We start from the raw sequence: 22,179 nt of genomic DNA, 5'->3' as shown, positions 1-22,179 counted from the left end.
GATGTCGCAACACCTGCCCGTGCTGGCCGTGACCAGCGGAGAGCCTGCCGGTATCGGCCCCGATTTGTGCCTGCAGCTGGCCTTGCATCACCCCTTGCCCGCACGGCTAGTGGTGGTGGGGGACCCGGCACTGCTGGCCGAGCGGGCCGCGCTGCTCGGCTTGGACATCAGGCTTGCTGAGTTGCAGCAGGGCGAGCCGGTGCCTGAGGCAACGCCCGGCGTACTGTCGGTGTGGCCGGTATCTCTACGCGAGCCCTGCCACCCGGGACGGCCTGCCGTGGCCAATGCTGCCTATGTGCTGGAGACCCTCGATGTGGCGGTAGCCGCCTGTCTCGATGGGCAGGCCGACGGTATGGTCACCGCACCGCTGCACAAAGGGGTGATCATCGATGCCGGCCATGCGGGGTTTCGTGGCCATACCGAGTACCTGCGAGACGCCTGCGGCGTGGATGAGGTGGTCATGATGCTGGCCACCGACAGCGCTCTGCACGGCGAGCGACCCGGCTGGCAGGGCAGCACCGCGCTGCGAGTGGCCCTGGCCACCACCCACTTGCCCCTGCGCGAGGTGGCCGATGCCATCAGCGAGGCGGGTCTGGCGCGTATCCTGCGTATCCTGCAGGCGGACCTGACACGCTGGTTCGGTATCGCCGTGCCACGCATTGCCGTTTGCGGCCTCAATCCCCATGCCGGTGAAGGCGGGCATCTGGGCCGCGAGGAGATCGAGGTGATCGAACCCTGTCTCGAGCGCTTGCGCGGCGAAGGAATGATGCTCGAGGGCCCGCTGCCCGCCGACACGCTGTTCACGCCGCGACACCTGGCCGGCGTCGATGCCGTGCTGGCGATGTATCATGATCAGGGGTTGCCGGTGCTCAAGTATGCCGGCTTCGGCCGAGCAGCCAATATCACTCTGGGCCTGCCCATCGTGCGTACCTCGGTGGACCACGGTACGGCCTTGGATCTGGCCGGGCATGGCCTGGCCGATCCGGGTAGCCTGCAAGTCGCCGTGGCACTGGCTGCACAGATGGCCTGTCGTGGCGCGGTAGCCCCTAATTGACAGCAATATACAAGGACATATCCATGGCATCGCGCCCGCCGGTCCATCGCGCTCGCAAGCGCTTCGGCCAGAATTTTCTGCGTGACCCCGGCATCATCTCGCGAATCGTGCGTTCGATTGCCCCGCGCCCCGGCGACCGCCTGGTGGAGATAGGCCCCGGCCAGGGTGCGTTGACCGAGCCGCTGCTCGACGCCGCCGGCGGTCGCCTCGAAGTGATCGAACTGGACCGTGACCTGATTCCAGGGTTGCGCGTGCAGTTCTTCAACCACCCCGATTTCGTCATACACGAGGGCGATGCGCTCAAGTTCGATTTTCGCGCCCTGCGTGGCGACGGCGAGCCGCTCCGCGTGGTGGGCAACTTGCCTTACAACATCTCGACGCCGCTGATCGCCCATCTTCTGGAAGCGGGCGATGTCATCGCCGACATGCACTTCATGCTGCAGAAGGAGGTCGTCGATCGTCTGGCCGCCGAGCCTGGCGGGGCCGACTGGGGACGCCTTTCGGTGATGGCGCAGTATCGCTGTCGCGTCGACGATCTGTTCACGGTGCCACCCGAAGCCTTCGTGCCGCGGCCGAAGGTCGATTCCGCCATCGTTCGACTGACGCCTTACGCCGAACTGCCGTGGCCTGCGCAGGACGAGGCGCTGCTGTTCTCCGTGGTACGTCAGGCCTTCTCCCAACGGCGCAAGACCCTGCGCAACAATCTCAAGGGACTGGTCGACGACGATGCGTTCTCGGCTCTGGGTATCGATGCCGCACGCCGACCCCAGACGCTGAACGTGGAAGAGTTCGTGCGCATTGCCAACCACCTGGTCGCATCGGAGGCGACGATATGAACCAGATTTCGGACGTGCCGCTGGAGCGGGAAGTGCTGGTCGACGTTGAGCCCGACTTCCGCGCCGACGAGTCCTCGCATGACGATTCGCGCTATGTATTCAGCTACACGGTGACGATCCACAACCACTCGAAGCGCAACATCCAACTGCTGGCTCGACACTGGCGTATCACTCAGGGGAGTGGCAAGGTGCAGGACGTGCGCGGCAAGGGCGTGGTTGGTCAGCAGCCCATGATCGGCCCGGGGCAGACCTTCCGTTATACCAGCCGAGCCATCCTCGATGGACCGGTAGGCGTGATGGAAGGCGCCTACACCTGTGTCGATACCGCCAGTCAGCGCCCCTTCGAGGTGGCCATTGCGCCCTTCCGCCTGGCCGGGCCCAACCAGGTACATTGAGTTCGAGTCGTAGCTGAGAGCCGGGCTTGCTGCGCCCCCATTCACCGTGTCACAAGGGAAGGTGCCATGACCGTATATGCCATCGGAGACCTGCAAGGTTGTCATGGCGAGTTCGTCGAACTGCTGGAGCGGATCGACTTCGATGCCAAACGTGACCGCCTGTGGCTGGCGGGCGATCTGGTCAACCGAGGTCCCGATTCGCTAGCCTGTCTGCGCGAGGTACGGGCGCTTGGCGATGCTGCGCTCACCGTGCTCGGCAATCACGACTTGCACCTGCTGGCGGTGGCACGCGGCGGTGGCCGGCTCAACCGCAAGGACACCCTCGAAGCCATTCTCGATGCCCCTGACCGCGAGGCGCTGCTCGACTGGCTGCAAACCCGGCCGCTGCTGGTTCGCCAGGCCTTCGAGGGCTTCGGTGACACCGTGATGACCCACGCCGGGCTACTGCCACAATGGTCGGTCAGCGAGGCCGCACGGCTCGCCGACGAAGTGGAGAAGCGGCTTGGCGGTGAGCGCAGCGGCGCCTTTCTCGGGCAGATGTATGGCAATGAGCCTGCTTGCTGGCATCCCGCCCTCGAGGGTATCGATCGTCTGCGGGCCATCGTCAACGTGCTGACGCGGATGCGCTTCATCGATGCCGACGGCTGCCTCGATTTCCACGCCAAGGAGGGGCTCGACAGCGCCCCGGCGGGCTTCGCCCCTTGGTTCCGCTACTCGCGGCGCGACGATGTGCGTTTGGTGTTCGGCCACTGGGCCGCGCTTGAAGGCCATGTCGAAGGGGCTCGGGTGCGTGCCGAGGCGCTGGACACCGGCTGTGTCTGGGGCGGCAGTCTTACCGCGATGAATCTGACCACCGGCAAGCGAATCGCCGTGGCCAGTCACCGGCACTCCCGCTGAGTTCCGTTACTTTCTGATCGGTCCTGCGAAGGAGCCCTCATGTACAAACATCTGACCCTCGATGCACTGACGGCCTGGCTCGACGACGATTCGCCGCTGACCTTGGTCGATATCCGCGACCCGACGAGCTTTGCCGCCGGGCGCATTCCCGGCAGCCGACACCTCGACAACGACAGCGTATCGGCACTGCTCGAGACGACTCCGCGCGAACGGCCGCTGGTGGTAGTCTGCTATCACGGCCATTCGAGCCAACAGGCCGCCGCCTGGCTGGCAGGGCAGGGGTATGCCGAGGTTTACAGTCTGGATGGCGGTTTCAGTGAATGGGAGTACCGCCTGCCCGAACGCGTGGAGCGCACCGGCTCATGAGTGGAAGGCGCGAGCGCTGTCTTGCGGGGCTCAAGGTTTACCGCGTGGGCGGTGCGGTGCGCGATGCCCGCCTGGGCTGGCCCACCACCGATACCGACTGGGTCGTGGTGGGTACGACGCCCGAGGAGATGCGTCGCCGCGGCTTTCGCCCGGTGGGGCGCGACTTCCCGGTATTTCTGCATCCCGAGACCCACGAGGAGTACGCTCTGGCGCGCACCGAGCGCAAGTCCGGTCATGGCTATACCGGCTTCGAGGTGCATGCCAGTCCCGATGTGACGCTCGAGGAGGATCTAGCCCGCCGCGACCTCACCATCAATGCCATGGCCGAGACGCCGGAGGGTGAATTGGTGGATCCCTATGGGGGGCTGGCGGACCTGCAGGCGCGTGTACTGCGTCATGTCTCGCCGGCCTTCGTCGAGGACCCCCTGCGCGTGCTGCGTACCGCGCGCTTCCTGGCCCGCTATGCCGGGCTCGGCTTCGATATTGCCAAGGAGACCTGGGCGTTGATGCGTGAGCTGGTCGCCAGCGGCGAGCTTGAGCATCTGGTGGCAGAGCGTGTCTGGACCGAGACCGAAAAAGCCTTGGGCGAGACGGACCCTGCCGTCTATTTTCGCACCCTGAAAGAGTGCGCTGGGTTGGCGGCACTGATGCCTGAGCTGGACGAAGAGGGTGCCGCATTCGATGAGGCGCTGGCGCGCCTGCCGCGCCTGCCTGACGGTCTGCCCGAGGAAGAGCGCCCCCGCTGGCGCTGGGCGCGGCTGGTGGAGCATCTCGATGCGGCTCGGCAGCAAGCGCTGGGCGAGCGTCTACGTCTGCCGCGCAGCTACCGTGACCTGGGCCGCCAGGCGGCGCTTACCCGGGAGATGAAACTGTGCGATACGCCGAACGCCGCGAGGGTACACGATTGGCTGGACGCTATCGACGCCTGGCGTCGCCGTGAGCGAGTGGCGCCGCTGATCGCTCTGCTGGCGCTCGACGCCCCGGACCTGGCCGAGCAACTGGAGCGTGCCTGGCGTGCGGTGTCTCGGCTCGAGGCGAGGGAGCTGGTGGCAGAAGGCTTTCAGGGGGGGGCGCTGGGTGAAGAACTGGCCCGGCGTCGCCGGGCCATTCTGCAGCAGGAACTCAGTCTCTAGCCGGTTCAGCCGTCGGCGTTGATCCGCGCAACGATCTCGCGCAGCGTCGCCTCTGCCTTGTCGTTGTCGATCTGGCAGGTGCCGGCATTGAAGTGGCCGCCGCCGCCGTACTCCAGGCAAAGCTCGCCGACATTGGTCTTGCTGCTCCGGTCGAGGATCGACTTGCCGATGGCAAAGACGGTGTTTTGCTGCTTCAGCCCCCACATCACATGAATGGAGATGTTGCACTGGGGGTAAAGGGCGTAGATCACGAAGCGGTTGGTGGCGTAGATGGTCTCTTCGTTGCGCAGGTCGAGCACCACCAGATTGGCGTGAACGGTGGCGCAGCGTTGAATCTGTGCTCGCGCCTGTTCGCTGTGCTCCTGGTAGAGCTCGATACGTTCGCGAACATCCGGCAGGGCGACGATTTCTTCGATCGAGTGTTCGCGACAGTAGTCGATCAGCTTCATCATCAGCTGGTAGTTGGAAATACGGAAGTCGCGGAAGCGCCCCAGGCCGGTGCGCGCGTCCATGATGAAGTTGAGCAGCACCCAGCCCTGGGGGGCGAGCACTTCCTCGCGGTTGAACTGGGCCGAATCGCCCTTGTCCACCGCCTCCATCATGTCATCCCAGCGGGCGGGAAACGCCTCGTGGCCGCCGTAGTGCCGCCACACCACTCTTGCTGCAGAGGGGGCGTCGGCATCGATGATGTGGTTGTCGGCCTGCTCGGTGTTGCGCAGCGTCTCGCTCAGGTGGTGATCGAAGGCCAGGTGACAGCCGGGCACGTAGGGCAGGTTGGTGGTGATGTCGCGCTCGTCGATGTCGACCTTGCCGTCCTGCATGTCCTTGGGATGAACGAAGAGAATGTCGTCGATCAGGTCGAGATGCTTGAGCAGGGCCCCGCAAACCAGGCCATCGAAATCACTGCGCGTGACCAGGCGAAACTTGGCGGACATTGCCGACTCCTTCTTCTATTGCATGGCGCGTTCGCGAGAATGCGTGCTTGCGTCGAGTCTACCGTAGGCCTAAGAATTCCTATCCAACGCTACGGGCCACAGGCGTTGATCGGGGGCCTTGAATTCGGACCAAAGCTCGGCGTAGGTTCGCCCGTCCACCGGGTGGCGAGTGTCGGGCAGCAGCTCGGCGAGCGGAAGCAGCACGAAGGCGTGATGCAGTATCTCCTCCCGGGGCAGCATCACGCCGTCATGCTCGCCGACCAGGTCGTCCACCGTCAGCAAGTCGATGTCGAGCGTACGTGGGCTGAACTTGGGCGTGCCAGGGCGTCTGCCGTGTTCGTTCTCGATGCGCTTGCACCAGGCCTGAAGTTCGCCCACGGGCCAATCGCTTTCGAACACGGCCACCAGATTGAAGAAGTTGCGTCCATCCTCGAAGCCGACCGGCTCGCTCTCATAGACGCGCGACACCAGCAGGTTGTCGAAGGTATCGGCAAGCGCCTCGAGGCAGGCCTGCACGTGACGCTCGCGGTCGATGTTGCTGCCAATGCTGACGCTGATCCGGGGCATCAACGGTCCTCCGGACGATGGCCGCGTTCGATGCGTACGCCCACTGCTGCCGCTGCGGGTACGGCGCCAGGCTTGCGCAACGTCAAACGTAGCCAGGGAATCGCAAATTCCTCCATCAGCAGCTGGGAAAGGCGCTCGGCAAAGGTCTCCACCAAGGCAAAGTCGCTGGCCTCGGCAAAGTGGGCGATACGCTGGCTGATGGCCGCGTAGTCAAGCGTTCTGGTCAGGTCGTCCGTGGCCGCTGACGGGCGAATGTCGGTCGCAAGCTCCAGGTCGAGCACCAGCCGCTGGCGTATGGTGCGCTCCCAGTCATATACCCCGATAACCGTCTCGATCTCGAGCGACTCGATCAACACGCAATCCATGCACAGCTCTCCATCAGGTCGAAAGAGGCCCGATTGTACGTGAGCGTCGGGGCAGAGGGACAGGTTTGCGCGCTGTCACTGGAACGCCGTGACTGGCAGAATTCGGATAAGGTTCTCCAACGTCATCTACGGGGGCGAATTTGGGCGAAGGGCTATGGTGGCTATTGGGGCTGGCAGCGCTGGGTTATCTCAGCGGCTCCTGGCTGGGTGCGCTGTGGGTCTGTCGTCTGGCAGGCGTCGCCGACCCGCGCCGGGTGGGCTCCGGCAATCCCGGTTTCTCCAACGTGCTACGCGTGCATGGCCGCCGGCTGGCCCTGGCGACCCTGCTGCTCGATGCCTTCAAGGGCATGCCGGTACTTTGGCTCGGTATGGCGGCAGGGCTCGAACCCTGGGCTCAGGGTGTGGTGGGGCTGGCGGTCCTGTTGGGCCACAGCTATCCGCCCTGGCACCGCTTTCGCGGCGGCAAGGCGGTGGCCAGTGCCTTTGGCGTGCTGCTGGTTCTGACGCCATGGGTAGCGCTGTGCTGTGCTGCGCTATGGGGTCTGCTTGCCTGGCGGGTGCGCACCGCGGCCGTGGCGTCCCTGGCCAGTGCCGGTATCGCTCCCCTGGCCAGCCTGTGGCTGGCCCCGGACTATGTGCTGGTGGTAATGGCCTTCACCGGGCTGGTGCTGCTGCGTCACTTGCTCAATATTCGTCGCCTCAAGATGGGCGGCGAGCACTCCTTGTAAGCCCTCATGGCCCGACTGACATCTCTCCGATCGGGGGCTTCAATGTTTCCATGGGCCAGCGTGGCACGGCTTTCATGATGCCGATTTCGTCTCGCTCGCCGGCCTCGAGTCGATGGGCGCCGGCCAGTGCGATCATGGCGCCATTGTCGGTACAGAATTTGCCGCGGGGATAGTAGACCTGTGCGTTGCGCTTCTCGGCCTCGCGCTCGAGGCGCTCGCGCAGGCGCAAATTGGCACTGACGCCCCCTGCCATCACCAGGCGCTTTAGACCGGTGTCGTCCAGCGCCCGACGGCACTTGATCACCAGGGTATCGACCACGGCTTCTTCGAATGCCCTGGCCACATCGGCGCGAGCCTGCTCGTCGAGTTCCCCGTCCCGCTCCAGCTGCCGCAGGGTGGTCAGGGTGTGCGTCTTGAGCCCGGAGAAGCTGAAGTCGAGGCCTGGCCGGTCGGTCATGGGGCGGGGAAAGCGGAAGCGCTGCGGATCTCCCGCTTCCGCCAGCCGGGCGACCTGGGGGCCGCCGGGATAAGCCAGCCCCAGCATCTTGGCGGTCTTGTCGAAGGCCTCGCCGGCGGCATCGTCCACCGATTCGCCGAGCAGGCGGTACTGCCCCTGGCCACCGACCTCTACCAGCTGTGTGTGGCCGCCGGAGACCAGCAGTGCGACGAAGGGAAAATCGGGGGGCGATGCCTCGAGCATGGGTGCCATCAAGTGGCCCTCCATGTGGTGTACCCCCAGTACCGGGATCCCCAGAGCACGGGCCATGCCGTGGGCGGTGCTGGCACCCACCATCAGTGCCCCCACCAGCCCCGGGCCTGCAGTATAGGCAATGGCGTCCAGCTGCTGGCGGGTCATGCCGGCCTCGTCGAGCACCTGCTGTATCAATGGCAGCAAGCGTCGGGTATGGTCGCGGGAAGCCAGCTCCGGTACCACTCCGCCATATTCGGCATGCATGGCGACCTGGCTGTAGAGCGCGTCGGCAAGCAGGCCGCGGTCGGTGTCGTAGATCGCGACGCCGGTCTCGTCGCAGGAGGTCTCGATGCCAAGGACTCGCATGATGCAGGCTCATGATGGGTAAGAGCCGCCATTCTAACAAATCGAGGCGCTGCCATCCCGTTTCCGAGCACCAGGAATTTGCAAACCTCGCTAGCGGCGACTAAACTATCGTGCGCTGTACAATTGGGTCGTGCACCCGGCTAGCCGTCATTTGGCTGTGCAAGCCTGGGTGTGCGTTCGAACCGAACTCAAGAATTCAAGGTAGGTGAGTGCTTAATGCCTTCTGTCAAAGTACGTGATAACGAGCCGTTTGACGTCGCGCTGCGCCGTTTCAAGCGTTCCTGTGAAAAAGCCGGCATCCTTTCCGAAGTGCGTCGTCGCGAGCACTACGAGAAGCCGACTGCAGAGCGCAAGCGCAAGGCTGCTGCCGCGGTGAAGCGTCACGCCAAGAAGCTCCAGCGTGAGCGCAAGCGTTTCGAACGGCTCTATTGATCCGTACTAAGGGAGTGGCGGTGCGATGTGCATCGGTGCTCCTGGAAGGATGACCAAGCGGCTGCCGTCAGGTGGCCGCTTGTCTTTCAAGACCGTGCGACGACACCTCTTCATCTGACCGCCGGGAGGTGGCAAGACCTATATGGCCGGCCAGATTCCTCAGCGCTTCATCGATGACCTGCTGGCACGTGTCGACGTGGTCGAAGTGGTGGGTGAGCGGGTTCAGCTCAAGAAGGCTGGGCGCAATTATTCCGGCCTATGCCCATTTCATCAGGAAAAGACACCGTCGTTTACCGTCAGCGCCGACCAGCAGTTCTACCACAGCTTCGGCTGCGGTGCCCATGGCAGTGCCCTGCGTTTCCTGATGGAGTACGACAATCTGCGCTTTCCCGAGGCGGTTGAACAGCTGGCGGCAAGGCTGGGGCTCGAAGTGCCGCGGGAAGGGGCCGACGACCCCCGTGCCCAGGCCCGCGAGCGCAAGCGTCAGGAAGGGGTCAATCTGCTCGAGCTCTCGTCCAGCTTCTATCGCGAACGGCTGAAGATGCAGGAAGGGGGCCAGGCGCGTGAGTATCTGAGCCGACGCGGCCTCTCGGAGGAGGTACAGCGGGACTTTGCCATCGGCTATGCGCCGGATGACTGGGAAGCCCTCAAGCACCATCTGAGTGTCCGCGGCGTGCCCGAGTCTGTGCAGGTGGAGTATGGCCTGCTGGTGCAGCGCGAGGAGAGCGGTCGCACCTATGATCGCTTCCGCGATCGGGTCATGTTCCCGATTCGTGACGTTCGCGGCCGCACCATTGCCTTCGGTGGCCGGGTGCTCGGCGATGCCAAGCCCAAGTACCTGAATTCCCCCGAGACCCCGGTCTTTCACAAGGGGCGGGAGCTGTACGGTCTGTTCGAGGCCAGGCAAGCCAATTCACGGTTGGAGCGGTTGGTCATCGTCGAAGGCTACATGGATGTGGTGGCGCTGGCCCAGTTCGGCATTCGCAACGCGGTGGCGACCCTGGGCACCTCGACCAGTGAGGAGCATCTGGCCCGGCTGTTTCGCATGGTTGACGAAGTGGTGTTCTGCTTCGATGGTGACAAGGCGGGCCGTCAGGCGGCCAGCAGGGCGCTGGAGACGGTGCTGCCGCAGATGATCGATGGGCGGACCGCGCGCTTTCTGTTTCTGCCGGAGGGGGAAGATCCCGATACGCTGGTGCGCCGCGAAGGGGCGGAAGCCTTCGAGGATCGCATCACCTGCGCCAGCCCGCTGTCGGAGTTTCTGTTCGACCAGGCGGCCCGAGGGCGAGATCTGACGCGGGTCGAAGAGCGTGAGCGCTTTGCCAGCCAGGTCCTCAAGGCGGTGGCACGGCTGCCGCAAGGGATGCTGCAGACGGTATTGCTGGCGGAGCTCGCGCGGCGTACCGGCGTCGACCAGTCGCGCTTCGAAGCGCTCATGGCTGCCGGCGAGACGACTACGCCGTCTCCGGCCGAGCCGGAATCGGCTGCCGTTGCGGCCGGCGAAAGAAGTGCTGCACGCGAATTGCCTCAGGCCGATCGAGCGTCACTGGGGGTGATGGCGCGCGTGTTGCAGCTATTGGTGCATGAGCCGGCGCTGGTCGAGCGGTTACCTGCCGAGCAGGAGTGGTGCCCGGAGGGAGAGGGCGACGCCATGCTCTGTGGCGAGCTGGTACGACTGCTGCGAGCCGGGCGCTACCGCAGTCCTCGGGTAGTGCTGGCGCACTTTCAAGGCAGCGCTCAGGGAGAGCGCTTGGCGGTGCTGGCGAGGCGCGAGATGTTGATCCCGCGTGAGGCGCGAGGCAAGGAGCTGGATGGGCTGATCGACTACCTCCGGCGCCATCGCCAGCGTAAGTCGCCGCAGGAAGAGTTCGAGGCGTTGCTGGCCAAGGAGCGGGGCGGTGAGCGCCTGTCGCTCGAGGCGAGGCAGCGGCTGCAGGAGTTGCTATTGGAGCTGAAGCGTTAGCCGGCGGGTTGATTTTCGGTGCGACACCCCCACATTGAGGGGCAGGTCGGGCGCTTGCAGCATAACCGTTTAAACTAACACACCTGAGTGTATGAGCAAATGGGCCGTACTAGCGGGTTCATGCTGATTTCCGCTATACTTTTGGGCTTCATGAGTTTTCTCCACCCAGCGCTTCAGGTGCTTCATTCTTCTTCGTCGAGATAGGGTTTCTATGGCCGGAAATGCGCAGCAGCAGTCACGTCTGAAGGAGTTGATCGCGCGTGGCAAGGAGCAGGGCTACCTGACCTATGCCGAGGTCAACGACCACCTTCCCGAGGACATCGCCGATCCCGATCAGGTGGAAGACATCATCGGCATGATCAACGACATGGGTATCAGCGTCGTCGAGGAAGCTCCCGACGAAGACACCCTGATGATGTCCGATCACTCCGCCGACGAGTCTGCCGCCGAAGAGGCCGTGGCTGCTTTGGCGGCGGTGGAGAGCGACGTGGGTCGCACCACCGACCCGGTGCGTATGTACATGCGCGAAATGGGCACCGTGGAGCTCCTCACCCGCGAGGGTGAGATCGAGATTGCCAAGCGCATCGAGGAAGGCACGCGTGAAGTGATGTCGGCCCTGGCGTGGCTGCCCGGCGCGGTGGAGTCGATCCTCGACGCGTACGATGCCACTCAGGACGAAGAAGCGCCTGGGCGCCTGTCCGATCTTTTTTCGGGCTTCATCGATCCTGATGAAGGCATTCCGGGCGTGGCCGAGGCCGAAGTCCCCGAGGCCGAGCTGAGTGCCGACGGCGATGACGCCGATGCCGATGGCGACGATGAGGACGATGACGACACCGAGGCCGAGGAGGAGACCACCGGTGGGCCCGATCCCGAAGAGGCCAAGGCGCGCTTCGAGCAGATTCGCGAGCAGAACGAGCTGGTGCGCGAGGCGTTGGCCAAGTATGGGCGCGGCAGTACGGAAGCGCGGGTCGAGATGGAGCGTCTGGCCGAGCTGTTCTCCCCGATAAAGCTGGTGCCCAAGCACTTCGAACGTCTTGTCGGCCAGGTACGTATCAGCGTAGAGCAGGTGCGCACCCAGGAAAAAGCGGTGATGCAGCTGTTCGTCAAGCTCGCCAAGGTGCCGCGCAAGAGCTTCATCAAGGCATTCCCGGGCAACGAGTCGCGCCAGGAGTGGATCGATGAGTTCATGGCGAACAATGCCAAGTTTGCCGACCGCCTCGAGCCCCTGCGCGGCGATATTCAGCGCGCGCAGCGTCGTATCGCCTTCGAGGAAGATATGGTTCAGCTGCCCGTGCCGGAGCTGAAGGAGATCAATCGCCGCCTCTCCATCGGCGAGGCCAAGGCGCGCCGGGCCAAGAAGGAGATGGTCGAGGCCAACCTGCGTCTGGTGATCTCGATCGCCAAGAAGTACACCAACCGCGGCCTGCAGTTCCTGGATTTGATCCAGGAGGGCAACATCGGCTTGATGAAGGCTGTCGACAAGTTCGAATATCGCCGTGGCTACAAGTTCTCGACCTATGCCACCTGGTGGATTCGTCAGGCGATCACCCGCTCGATCGCCGACCAGGCGCGTACCATCCGTATCCCGGTGCACATGATCGAGACCATCAACAAGCTCAACCGCGTGTCGCGGCAGATGCTGCAGGAGATGGGTCGCGAGCCCACGCCCGAGGAGCTTGGCGAACGCCTCGAGATGCCCGAGGACAAGGTGCGCAAGGTGCTCAAGATCGCCAAGGAGCCGATCTCCATGGAGACGCCCATCGGTGACGATGACGACTCGCACCTGGGCGACTTCATCGAGGACAGCACCATGCAGCTGCCGGTCGATCTGGCTACCGGCGAGGGGCTGATCGAGGCTACTCGCAACGTGCTTGGCGGCCTTACCGCCCGCGAAGCCAAGGTGCTGCGCATGCGCTTCGGTATCGACATGAACACCGATCACACCCTCGAAGAGGTCGGCAAGCAGTTCGACGTGACCCGTGAGCGGATTCGTCAGATCGAGGCCAAGGCGCTTCGCAAGCTGCGCCACCCGAGCCGCTCGGAGCCGTTGCGCTCGTTCCTCGACGAGTGAGCCTGGAACGCGCCTGATCGGTTCATGAACCGTCCATGCAAGAAGCCCGCAGTCGACGCTGCGGGCTTCTTGCGTTAGAGCTCCTGGTGGCGCCCCGCCGCCAGCGGCGGGGCGCTGCGGTCACAGCTCATAATGAGTCGCAGAGCCAGGCCCCACCGGCAGGCCGAGAAGGAAGACCCAGACGAAGAACAGCAGGCTCCAGCCTATCAGCATGAACAGGGTGTAGGGCAGCATCAACGCCACCAGGGTGCCGATGCCCAGGTCCTTCCGATAGCGGGCCGCCACCGCCATGATCAAGCCGAAGTAGCTCATCATCGGCGTGATCAGGTTGGTTACCGAATCGCCAATTCGGTAGGCGGCCTGAATCACCTCCGGTGCGTAGCCCATCAGCATCAGCATCGGCACGAAAATCGGCGCGGTGACCGCCCACTGGGCCGAGGCGCTGCCAAGCGACAGATTGACGAAGGCGCACATCAGAATGAACAGGGCGAAGAGCAGCGGGCCGCGTAGCCCCAGCGTCTGCAGCAGGTCGGCGCCGGCCACGGCGATGACCGTGCCGAAGTTGCTCCAGTTGAACAGCGCCACGAACTGCGCCGCAAAAAACACCAGTACGATATAGAGACCGAGGCTGCCCATGCTGCGCGCCATGGCGTCGACGATGTCGCGATCGCCCCGCATGGTGCCGGCAAGCCTGCCATAAACGAAGCCGAGCACGGTAAAGGAGATGGCCACGATGGCCACGATGCCGCTGAGGAAGGGCGAACCGCCGATGGCGCCGGTTTCCTGATGACGAAGAATGCCGCCGGCGGGAACCACCATGACCGCCAAAAGCGCCACGATTGCCAGCAAGGCGAGTCCCGCTCCCTTGAGTGCGCGTTTCTCCGCGGGCGAGAGGCCTTCCATATGCTGATCGTCGATATCGTCCACGGCATAGGCAGCATCGAACTTGCCGAGCTTGGGCTCGACGATGCGCTCGGTCACCAGGCCACCGATGAGCGTGACGATGAAGGTGCTGACGATCATGAAGAACCAGTTGGCCTCGGCGCCCACGCTATAGCTCGGATCGAGCAGGCGTGCAGCCTCCTGGGTGATGCCGGAAAGCAGCGGGTCGACGGTGCCGATCAGCAGGTTGGCACTGTAGCCGCCGGAGACGCCGCAGAAGGCGGCGGCAAGGCCGGCCAGAGGATGGCGCCCCAGCGAGTGGAAGATCATTGCCGCCAGGGGTATCAGAACGACGTAGCCGAGCTCGGCGGCCATGTTGGACATGATGCCGGCGAATACGACTGCGTAGGTGACGATACGTGGCGAGCGGTCCAGCACCAGGGCGCGCATGCTGGCAGAAAGCAGCCCCGAATGCTCGGCGACGCCAACACCGAGCATGGCGACCAATACCGTGCCGAGCGGAGCGAAGCCGGTGAAATTGGTGACCATCTCGGTGAGCAGCCGGCGCAGCCCCTCGGCATTGAGCAGTGAGTTCACCGCAATGAACTCACCTTCGTTGGCCGGGCGCGGGTCAGCGACTGACACCCCCAGGGCGCCGGCGATACCGCTGGCCACGACCACAATGACGCAGAGCAAGGCGAAAAGCGTAACGGGGTGAGGCAGCAAGTTGCCCAGCCACTCCACGCTATCGAGAAAGCGTTGGAAAGCGCCTCGTTTCAGGCGCTCGCGGCGATCAAGAGTCGACATTAGAAAATACTCGTTTAGTGCGCTTCGATTAGTTGAATTTGTTGCCTGTATGGCATGGCGCGTGACATTACTCTGATAGAGGGCCATCTGCAAACCTCTGCGGCGAGGTCAGAGGGGGAGGTGTGTTGGCTTGGGCGGGACAGCGATAGGAAGGTGTAGGCGGTTGACGCTTCAGGTTTGGGTGGTCGCGACGTGGCGCTGGGCTTCTTCGACGATCCAGTCGTGGACCGCCGCCACCCGGCGGTCGTCCAGTGCGCCGCTGGTATGCACGATGCCGTAGCGCTTGCCGGTTGCTATACGCGCCGGGAAGGGGGCGATCAGTGCGCCGGTCTTGAGTTCGTCGGCCAGCAGAGCCTGTCGGGCGATGGCCACGCCCATGCCTGCTACGGCGGCTTCCAGGGCCAGCCGGTGGCGATTGAAGGTATAGCCGCGACGCACATTGAGCGGTGTTGCCGCCGTGGCTTGCAGGTAGTGTTCCCACTCGGCGTAAGGATGGCTGCCGCGCCAGGCGGTGATATCGTGCAGCAGCGGATACCAGGCCAGCTCCTCGGGGGTGGAGAGCGCCGGGCGGCGGCGCAACAAGCCGGGAGCGCAGACCGGAAAGATCACTTCTTCCATCAGCGGGGTGATCGCCAGTCCGGGGTAGTGACCATCGTTGAGGTCGATGGCCAGGTCGAACTCCCCTTCGCGCAGTGACAGGCTGCTGTCCTCGGCGATGACCTGCAACTCGATATCGGGAAAGCGGGCCTGGAGCCGAGGCAGGCGCGGCATCAGCCACTTGCTGAGAAAGGCCGGTACGCTGCGCAGGCGGATCACACCGCTCATCACGCCGCTGCGCAGGCGTTTCACCTCGAGCCCTACCGATTGGTAGGCTTCGTCTACCACGGCGGCCAGCCGCTTGCCTTCCTCGGTGAGCTCCAGCCGGCGCGGCAGTCGTCGAAAAAGCTTGAAACCGAGGCGCTCCTCGAGCTGTTTGATCTGCTGGCTCACCGCCCCGGTGGTGACGTGCAGCTCTTCTGCCGCCCGGGTGAACGAGAGGTGGCGAGCACTGACGGCGAAGACTTTCAGCCAGGCGTGGGTTTGGGCGTGCAGCAGGCGGCTCATGGTTTAGTTTTTCTATAACCCAGGAAAGTTATTCTCGATTGCGTGTCAGCTGGTTCGGGATCAACATAAAAGCATAATTGCCCTGAGGCAAACATGTTTTAGTCAGGCTGATCCATGCGTCTGGCTTTCAACGAGGTGAACCATGGCCATCAGCGTCTTCGACCTGTTCAAGATCGGTATCGGACCTTCCAGCTCCCACACCGTGGGACCGATGCGAGCCGCCTATGACTTCGTGCAGGACCTGAACGACCAGGGGCTGCTGGAAAGAGTGGCGCGCGTCGAAGTGACGCTATTCGGCTCCCTGTGCGCCACCGGCAAGGGCCATGGCACCGACCGAGCCGTGATCATGGGGCTGATGGGGGAGCGCCCCGACCGGATCGATCCGGCGATCGTGGCTCCCTGCATCGAGGAGCTGATCGAGGCTAGCACGCTGATGCTCGATGGGCGCCTGGCGATACCTTTCCTGTGGGCACGTGACATGCAGTGGCGCGAGGAGTGTCTGCCCTATCACCCCAATGCCATGACCCTGGTGGCCCATGGTCACGGCGATGAGCTGTGGCGCAACACCTACTACTCGGTTGGTGGGGGATTCGTCATCGACGAAGGGCAGGCTGAGCGGGGCGAGCTGGATCAGGATAGCACCTCGCTGCCTTACGACTTCAACTCCGCTGCCGAGTTGATGGCGTTGTGCCGTATGCATGACATGCGTATCAGCGAGCTGATGCTGGAAAACGAGAAGGCCTGGCGTAGCGAAGCCGAAGTGCGCGACGGCCTGTGGCGCATCTGGCAGGCGATGCAGGCGTGCGTCAACGAAGGGTTTCAGCACGAAGGAGTGCTGCCTGGTGGGCTCAACGTCAAGCGGCGCGCTGCCTCACTGCACCAGCGGCTGCTGGCGGCTCGAGATGACCAGAGTTTGATCGCTTCGACCTTCGGCGCCATGGATTGGGTGAATGTCTTCGCGCTGGCGGTGAACGAGGAGAACGCCGCGGGTGGGCGCATGGTGACGGCTCCCACCAACGGTGCGGCGGGTATCATCCCGGCCGTTCTGCACTATTACATGAAGTTTCAACCAGGCGCCTGCGAGCGTGACGTAGTCGACTTCCTGCTGGCCGCAGGGGCGGTCGGCATCCTGTGCAAGAAGAACGCCTCGATCTCGGGGGCCGAGGTGGGCTGCCAGGGCGAGGTGGGTTCGGCCTGTGCCATGGCGGCGGCAGGCTTGGCCGAGGTGATGGGCGGCAGCGTGGGGCAGGTGGAGAACGCCGCCGAGATCGGCCTGGAGCACAACCTCGGGCTGACCTGCGATCCCGTGGGGGGGCTGGTCCAGGTGCCGTGTATCGAGCGTAACGCCATCGCTTCGGTCAAGGCGATCAATGCCGCCCAGATGGCACTGCGTGGCGACGGCGAGCACTTCATCTCTCTCGACAAGGCGATTCGTACCATGCGAGATACCGGGCGCGACATGCAGGACAAGTACAAGGAAACGTCGCGTGGTGGGCTTGCCGTCAATGCCATCGAGTGCTGAAAGACGCCTACAAGCAGACGTTTGACCCGTATAACCGTGCAACGAGACGCGATGCCCAAGTGGCATCGCGTTTTTCTTTGCAAGCTACCTAACGTCAGTTCTCTCTACGCCATTGGTCGAGTTCGACCCTAGAACGGTTGCTCCTCGGTTGCGTCTCCTCTAGCTTACGTTAACGTAAAGGTTAGAAGTCCAGGGCTGGACCAAGCTCGACAAACAGCCTGAACCACAACGACAACAAATCAGCATGGATTGCCCCAGCGATCCAGAGAGGACGTCACATGACCCAGGAGTTCATACTGGAAACTCGCGGGTTGACCAAGCAGTTCCGTGGCTTCACCGCCGTGGACGATGTCAACCTGCAGGTCCGGGAGGGACATATCCACGCCTTGATCGGCCCCAACGGTGCCGGCAAGACGACCGTCTTCAATCTCCTCACCAAGTTTCTCCCCCCGACCCGAGGCGAGATTCTCTATCGTGGCAAGCCGATCACCGGCATGAAGGCCAATGAGATCGCGCGTATGGGCATGGTGCGCTCATTCCAGATATCGGCGGTGTTTGCCCATATGACGGCGTTGGAAAATGTGCGGGTGGCGCTGCAGCGACCGATCGGCACCTCGTTCCATTTCTGGAAGTCGGAACGCACTCTGGATCACCTCAACGAGCGCGCCATCGAGCTGCTCGAGGAAGTCGGGCTGCGCGACTACGCCAACGTCATGACCGTGGAGATGCCCTATGGGCGCAAGCGTGCCCTCGAGGTGGCCACGACGCTGGCGATGAACCCGACGTTGATGCTCCTCGACGAACCGACTCAAGGCATGGGGGCGGAAGACGTCGATCGCATCGTCGAGCTGATTCGCCGCGTTGCCAAGGGGCGTACGGTATTGATGGTCGAGCACAACCTCAGTGTGGTGAGCCGGCTCTGCGACAGGATCACCGTTCTGGCACGTGGTGCCGTACTGGCAGAGGGCGATTACGAGACAGTCTCCGCCGACCCGCGAGTGCGAGAAGCCTATATGGGGAGTGAAGCCACTGAAGAGGAGGCCAGCTCATGAACCAGGTCGTCGAACAACCGGCTCGTACCGAATACAGCGATCGCGATGGCGGCGACATGCTGCGCATTCGGGATTTGCATGCCTTCTACGGTGAGTCGCACATCCTGCATGGGGTCGACATGGAGGTGCGGCGCGGCGAGCTGGTCACGCTGCTGGGCCGAAACGGTGCAGGGCGCAGCACTACGCTCAAGGCGATCATGAGCATGGTAGGCCGCCGTACCGGCTCCATCATGATCAACGGCAACGAAACCATCGCCATGAAGCCGCATCGTATTCCGCGTCTGGGCATCGGCTATTGCCCCGAGGAGCGCGGCATCTTTGCCAGTCTCGACGTCGAGGAGAACCTCCTGCTGCCGCCCACGGTGCGCTCCGGTGGCATGTCGATCGACGAGATCTATGACATGTTCCCCAACCTCTACGAGCGCCGCCGCAGCCAGGGGACCCGCCTTTCCGGCGGCGAACAGCAAATGCTGGCCATGGCGCGAATTCTGCGTACCGGCGCTCGCATGCTGCTGCTCGACGAAATCACCGAAGGCTTGGCGCCGGTCATCGTGCAGAAGCTGGCCGAAGTGTTGGTCAAGCTGCGCGACCGCGGCATGACCATCGTGCTGGTGGAGCAGAACTTCCGCTTCGCCGCACCGCTGGCAGACCGGCACTACGTCATGGAGCACGGTCGCATCATCGAGGAGATCAGCAAGGCAGAGCTGCCCTCCAAGCGTGAGCACCTGAACTCCTTGCTGGGCGTATAGCAGCAACTTTTAGCAGCAACTTTCATAACCACGATGAATCGCGTCTTACCTGCAGTGCGCATCACAACAACAAGCCGCCCAAGTTGGGCTATGGAGACGAAAATGACCTTCATCAAGAAGACCCTCGCCAGCAGCATTGCCATTGCCGCCACCGCCGCCATGGCAACCGCCGCCCAGGCGGAGATCAGCGACGGCGAAATTCGTATCGGCTATCTGGCGGACATGTCCGGCACCTATCGTGATCTGGCCGGTCCCGGCGGTCTCGAAGCCCTGCGCATGGCAGTCGAAGATTTCGGCGGCAGCGTCAATGGAGCGCCCATTCAGGTGTTCAGCGCCGACGATCGCAACAGCGCCGACGTAGGCGCCAATACCGTACGTGAGTGGATGGATACGCGTAATGTCGACCTGGTGGCCGGTCTGGTGGCCTCCTCGGTGACCATCGCGGTGACGCGCGTGCTGGAAGAGAACAACGGCTTCGGCATCGTTTCTGCTTCGGCGGCATCCAGCATTACCAACGAGCACTGCACGCCCAACCATATCCACTGGGTCTACGATACCTATCCGCTGGCCAACGGCACGGCCAAAGCGGTCGTCGACCAGGGTGGCGACACCTGGTTCATGCTGACCGCCGACTACGCCTTCGGCCACGCCCTGGAAGCGGACGTTTCAAGCGTCGTGGAAGAGAGCGGCGGCCAGATCATTGGCGGTGTGCGGCACCCGTTCCCCACCGACGACTTCTCCTCCTACATCCTTCAGGCCCAGGGCTCAGGCGCCAAGATCATCGGCCTGGCCAATGCCGGTGCCGATACCGTCAATGCCATCAACACCGCCAGCCAGTTCGGCGTCGTGGAAGCCGGCCAGCAGCTCGCCGGTCTGCTGGTGTTCCTCAACGACGTTCATGCCATGGGGCTCGATGCCACACAGGGCCTGCTGCTGACCACTGGCTGGTACTGGGACATGGACGACGAGGCGCGTGAATGGTCCGAGCGTTACTACGAGCGTGTCGGTCGCATGCCGACCATGGTTCAGGCCGGCATCTATTCCAGCACCTACCATTACCTGCAGGCCGTCGAGGCCACCGGCAGCGATGATCCGGCTACCGTTCGTGAGTACATGATGGAGCAGGAAATCGAAGACTTCTTCGCGCGTAACGGTCGCCTGCGTGAAGATGGCCGTATGGTCCACGACATGTACCTGGCCCAGGTGAAGTCGCCGGCCGATTCCACTGGCGAGTGGGACCTCTACGAAATTCTTTCCACCATTCCCGCCGAAGAAGCGTACCGCCCGCTTTCCGAAAGCCAGTGCAAGCTGGTTCAGAACTGAAGCGAAAGATGGCGGCAGCCTCGGCTGCCGCCTCTCTGAGGGCGAGGAGAACCTGACATGACGATGATATTCGGCGTGCCGTTGGCGGTGTTCATGGGCCAGCTTCTGCTGGGTCTGATCAACGGCGCCTTTTACGCCCTGCTGAGCCTTGGGCTGGCGGTGATCTTCGGCCTGCTGAAGATCGTCAACTTTGCCCACGGGGCCATGTACATGCTGGGGGCATTCGCCACCCTGCTGGGCATGCGCTATCTGGGCCTCAATTATTGGGCAGCGCTGCTTCTGGCGCCGCTGTTCGTGGGTGTGCTGGGCATGCTGATCGAGCGCGTGCTATTGCGTCGTATCGGCCATCTCGACCACCTGTACGGGCTGCTGCTGACCTTCGGGCTGGCACTGATATTCGAAGGCACGCTGGTCAACTTCTTCGGGGTTTCCGGTGCACGCTACCCCACTCCCGAGGCGCTGCAGGGCGGTTACCAGACCGGCTTCATGTTCCTGCCCAAGTATCGCGCCTGGGTACTGCTGGCGGCTCTCGTCGTGTGTTTTGCCACCTGGTACATCATCGAGCGCACCCGTCTCGGCGCCTATCTGCGAGCCGGCACCGAGAACTCGGCATTGATGCAGGCCTTCGGTGTCAATGTACCTCTGCTGGTCACGCTGACCTACGGCTTCGGCGTGGCATTGGCGGCTTTTGCCGGCGTACTTGCCGCACCGCTCTATCCCGTTTCGCCGACCATGGGCTCCAACCTGTTGATCGTGGTCTTCGCGGTGGTGGTCATCGGCGGCATGGGCTCGATACTCGGCGCCATCCTCACCGGGCTCGCCATGGGCCTGATCGAAGGCTTGACCAAGGTGTATTACCCCGAGGCGGCCAATACCGTGATCTTCCTGGTGATGATACTGGTTCTGCTGCTCAGACCCGCCGGGCTCTTCGGCAAGGAGGCATGACGACATGGCCACCACTCAGACAATGACGCCTTCCATGAAGCGCGCACGCCGCGCCAATCTGCGCCGCAACGCCTTCTATCTGGTCCTCATCGCCATCGGCCTGGCGGCGCCTTTCTTCGCCTACCCGGTGTTCCTGATGAAGGTGCTGTGCTTCGCGCTATTCGCCTGCGCCTTCAACTTGCTGCTGGGCTATGCCGGGCTGCTCTCCTTCGGCCATGCTGCATTCCTGGCAACGGGGGGGTATGTGACCGGCTACCTGCTGGCGAGCTACCCCGCCTTGACCCCCGAGCTCGGCATTGTGATCGGCACCTTGGCGGCCGTGGTGCTGGGGGCGATTTTCGGGGCGCTATCGATCCGCCGGCAGGGCATCTACTTTGCCATGGTGACGCTGGCGCTGGCGCAGTTGGTGTTCTTCTTCTATATCCAGGCGCCGTTCACCGGCGGTGAAGATGGCCTGCATGGGGTGCCGCGTGGACACCTGTTCGGCGTCATCAGCCTGCGCAACAACCTGGCGATGTACTACTTCGTCTTTGCGATCTTCCTGTTCGGCTTCGCCTTGATTCAGCGCACCGTACATTCGCCTTTTGGCCAGGTGCTCAAGGCGATCCGAGAGAACGAGCCGCGGGCGGTATCGCTGGGTTACAACGTCGATGCCTACAAGCTGGTGGCGTTCATTCTCTCTGCCGGTCTGGCCGGTCTGGCAGGCTCCACCAAGACCGTGGTGTTTCAGTTGGCGTCGCTGACCGATGCGCACTGGCACATGTCCGGTGAGGTCATCCTCATGACGCTGCTTGGCGGCGTCGGCACCCTGTTCGGCCCGGTGGTCGGGGCGGGGCTGGTGGTGAGCCTGCAGCACATGCTGGCGCAGTCTCCGCTGGGCAACTGGGTAGGGCCGATTCTTGGGGTCATCTTCGTCTTCTGCGTACTCAGCTTCCGCAGCGGTATCGTCGGTGAGGCCATGAAGATATATCGCAAGAACTTCAAGTGAGGCAGTCT

The 22,179-nt window shown here is 63.4% G+C and carries 22 protein-coding genes; 16 read left to right on the top strand and 6 right to left on the bottom strand.

Annotation, left to right across the window (positions count from 1 at the left end; translation table 11 throughout):
* Position 1: 1 nt before the first annotated feature.
* From pdxA to AC2VNO_RS17580, 6 genes are all read left to right on the top strand, one after another.
* The gene (pdxA, locus tag AC2VNO_RS17605; RefSeq protein WP_486935341.1) at positions 2 to 1,054 is read left to right on the top strand and encodes a 4-hydroxythreonine-4-phosphate dehydrogenase PdxA; all 1,053 of its coding nucleotides are present in this window, start codon (positions 2 to 4) and stop codon (positions 1,052 to 1,054) included.
* Positions 1,055 to 1,077: 23 nt separating this feature from the next.
* Positions 1,078 to 1,890: a 16S rRNA (adenine(1518)-N(6)/adenine(1519)-N(6))-dimethyltransferase RsmA gene (gene rsmA / locus AC2VNO_RS17600; RefSeq protein ID WP_486935340.1), complete on the top strand. Its 813-nt coding sequence runs from the start codon at positions 1,078 to 1,080 to the stop codon at positions 1,888 to 1,890.
* Entirely contained in the window at positions 1,887 to 2,285 is a 399-nt protein-coding gene (gene apaG, locus AC2VNO_RS17595) for a Co2+/Mg2+ efflux protein ApaG (protein ID WP_486935339.1), read from the top strand. The genes rsmA and apaG overlap by 4 nt, the downstream gene beginning before the upstream one ends.
* Positions 2,286 to 2,351: 66 nt before the next feature.
* The gene (locus AC2VNO_RS17590; protein WP_486935338.1) at positions 2,352 to 3,182 is read left to right on the top strand and encodes a symmetrical bis(5'-nucleosyl)-tetraphosphatase; all 831 of its coding nucleotides are present in this window, start codon (positions 2,352 to 2,354) and stop codon (positions 3,180 to 3,182) included.
* Between the two features lie 39 nt (positions 3,183 to 3,221).
* Positions 3,222 to 3,548, top strand: a complete 327-nt coding sequence (glpE, locus tag AC2VNO_RS17585; protein ID WP_486935337.1) for a thiosulfate sulfurtransferase GlpE — start codon at positions 3,222 to 3,224, stop codon at positions 3,546 to 3,548.
* Complete coding sequence (locus AC2VNO_RS17580) at positions 3,545 to 4,681, top strand: tRNA nucleotidyltransferase/poly(A) polymerase-related protein (RefSeq protein WP_486935336.1); 1,137 nt, start codon at positions 3,545 to 3,547, stop codon at positions 4,679 to 4,681. The genes glpE and AC2VNO_RS17580 overlap by 4 nt, the downstream gene beginning before the upstream one ends.
* Positions 4,682 to 4,686: 5 nt before the next feature.
* Here the strand turns inward: AC2VNO_RS17580 and AC2VNO_RS17575 are convergent, their stop codons facing one another.
* From AC2VNO_RS17575 to folB, 3 genes are all read right to left on the bottom strand, one after another.
* Positions 4,687 to 5,616 (bottom strand): exopolyphosphatase, encoded by a 930-nt coding sequence (locus tag AC2VNO_RS17575; RefSeq protein ID WP_486935335.1) that lies wholly within the window; start codon positions 5,614 to 5,616, stop codon positions 4,687 to 4,689.
* A gap of 69 nt (positions 5,617 to 5,685) precedes the next feature.
* Complete coding sequence (gene folK / locus AC2VNO_RS17570) at positions 5,686 to 6,183, bottom strand: 2-amino-4-hydroxy-6-hydroxymethyldihydropteridine diphosphokinase (RefSeq protein ID WP_486935334.1); 498 nt, start codon at positions 6,181 to 6,183, stop codon at positions 5,686 to 5,688.
* Entirely contained in the window at positions 6,183 to 6,548 is a 366-nt protein-coding gene (gene folB / locus AC2VNO_RS17565) for a dihydroneopterin aldolase (protein WP_486935333.1), read from the bottom strand. Before folB ends, folK begins: the two co-directional genes overlap by 1 nt.
* Positions 6,549 to 6,688: 140 nt before the next feature.
* On the opposite strand from folB, the gene plsY reads away from it, so the two are divergent.
* Positions 6,689 to 7,276: a glycerol-3-phosphate 1-O-acyltransferase PlsY gene (gene plsY / locus AC2VNO_RS17560; protein ID WP_228578173.1), complete on the top strand. Its 588-nt coding sequence runs from the start codon at positions 6,689 to 6,691 to the stop codon at positions 7,274 to 7,276.
* 4 nt (positions 7,277 to 7,280) lie between these two features.
* Here plsY and tsaD read toward each other — a convergent pair whose 3' ends face one another.
* Positions 7,281 to 8,333, bottom strand: coding sequence for a tRNA (adenosine(37)-N6)-threonylcarbamoyltransferase complex transferase subunit TsaD (gene tsaD, locus AC2VNO_RS17555; RefSeq protein WP_486935332.1), 1,053 nt, complete (start codon positions 8,331 to 8,333; stop codon positions 7,281 to 7,283).
* A gap of 216 nt (positions 8,334 to 8,549) precedes the next feature.
* On the opposite strand from tsaD, the gene rpsU reads away from it, so the two are divergent.
* From rpsU to rpoD, 3 genes are all read left to right on the top strand, one after another.
* Positions 8,550 to 8,765: a 30S ribosomal protein S21 gene (gene rpsU / locus AC2VNO_RS17550; RefSeq protein WP_010629611.1), complete on the top strand. Its 216-nt coding sequence runs from the start codon at positions 8,550 to 8,552 to the stop codon at positions 8,763 to 8,765.
* 142 nt (positions 8,766 to 8,907) lie between these two features.
* Positions 8,908 to 10,728 carry a DNA primase gene (gene dnaG / locus AC2VNO_RS17545; protein ID WP_486935331.1) on the top strand — a complete coding sequence of 607 codons (1,821 nt, stop codon included), beginning with the start codon at positions 8,908 to 8,910 and terminating at the stop codon, positions 10,726 to 10,728.
* A gap of 211 nt (positions 10,729 to 10,939) precedes the next feature.
* On the top strand, positions 10,940 to 12,799 hold the full coding sequence (gene rpoD, locus AC2VNO_RS17540; RefSeq protein ID WP_486935330.1) for an RNA polymerase sigma factor RpoD: 1,860 nt from the start codon (positions 10,940 to 10,942) through the stop codon (positions 12,797 to 12,799).
* 120 nt (positions 12,800 to 12,919) lie between these two features.
* Here the strand turns inward: rpoD and AC2VNO_RS17535 are convergent, their stop codons facing one another.
* Both AC2VNO_RS17535 and AC2VNO_RS17530 read right to left on the bottom strand, forming a co-directional pair.
* The gene (locus tag AC2VNO_RS17535; RefSeq protein WP_486935329.1) at positions 12,920 to 14,488 is read right to left on the bottom strand and encodes an AbgT family transporter; all 1,569 of its coding nucleotides are present in this window, start codon (positions 14,486 to 14,488) and stop codon (positions 12,920 to 12,922) included.
* Between the two features lie 171 nt (positions 14,489 to 14,659).
* The gene (locus tag AC2VNO_RS17530) at positions 14,660 to 15,592 is read right to left on the bottom strand and encodes a LysR substrate-binding domain-containing protein (RefSeq protein WP_486935328.1); all 933 of its coding nucleotides are present in this window, start codon (positions 15,590 to 15,592) and stop codon (positions 14,660 to 14,662) included.
* 142 nt (positions 15,593 to 15,734) lie between these two features.
* Between AC2VNO_RS17530 and AC2VNO_RS17525 the strand changes: the two genes are divergently transcribed.
* The 6 genes from AC2VNO_RS17525 to AC2VNO_RS17500 all read left to right on the top strand — a co-directional run bounded on the left by AC2VNO_RS17525 (position 15,735) and on the right by AC2VNO_RS17500 (position 22,171).
* Positions 15,735 to 17,114 carry an L-serine ammonia-lyase gene (locus AC2VNO_RS17525; protein ID WP_486935327.1) on the top strand — a complete coding sequence of 460 codons (1,380 nt, stop codon included), beginning with the start codon at positions 15,735 to 15,737 and terminating at the stop codon, positions 17,112 to 17,114.
* A gap of 278 nt (positions 17,115 to 17,392) precedes the next feature.
* Entirely contained in the window at positions 17,393 to 18,166 is a 774-nt protein-coding gene (locus AC2VNO_RS17520) for an ABC transporter ATP-binding protein (RefSeq protein ID WP_228578187.1), read from the top strand.
* Entirely contained in the window at positions 18,163 to 18,915 is a 753-nt protein-coding gene (locus AC2VNO_RS17515) for an ABC transporter ATP-binding protein (RefSeq protein WP_486935326.1), read from the top strand. The genes AC2VNO_RS17520 and AC2VNO_RS17515 overlap by 4 nt, the downstream gene beginning before the upstream one ends.
* 102 nt (positions 18,916 to 19,017) lie before the next feature.
* Positions 19,018 to 20,238 carry an ABC transporter substrate-binding protein gene (locus AC2VNO_RS17510; RefSeq protein WP_486935325.1) on the top strand — a complete coding sequence of 407 codons (1,221 nt, stop codon included), beginning with the start codon at positions 19,018 to 19,020 and terminating at the stop codon, positions 20,236 to 20,238.
* A gap of 57 nt (positions 20,239 to 20,295) precedes the next feature.
* Positions 20,296 to 21,183, top strand: a complete 888-nt coding sequence (locus AC2VNO_RS17505; protein WP_486935324.1) for a branched-chain amino acid ABC transporter permease — start codon at positions 20,296 to 20,298, stop codon at positions 21,181 to 21,183.
* A 4-nt stretch (positions 21,184 to 21,187) separates the two neighbouring features.
* The gene (locus AC2VNO_RS17500) at positions 21,188 to 22,171 is read left to right on the top strand and encodes a branched-chain amino acid ABC transporter permease (protein ID WP_486935323.1); all 984 of its coding nucleotides are present in this window, start codon (positions 21,188 to 21,190) and stop codon (positions 22,169 to 22,171) included.
* The last annotated feature ends 8 nt before the right edge of the window (positions 22,172 to 22,179 follow it).

It is taken from the genome of Halomonas sp. TH-94 (genome assembly GCF_057473365.1).
This window is presented reverse-complemented; position numbering and strand designations above follow the sequence as displayed.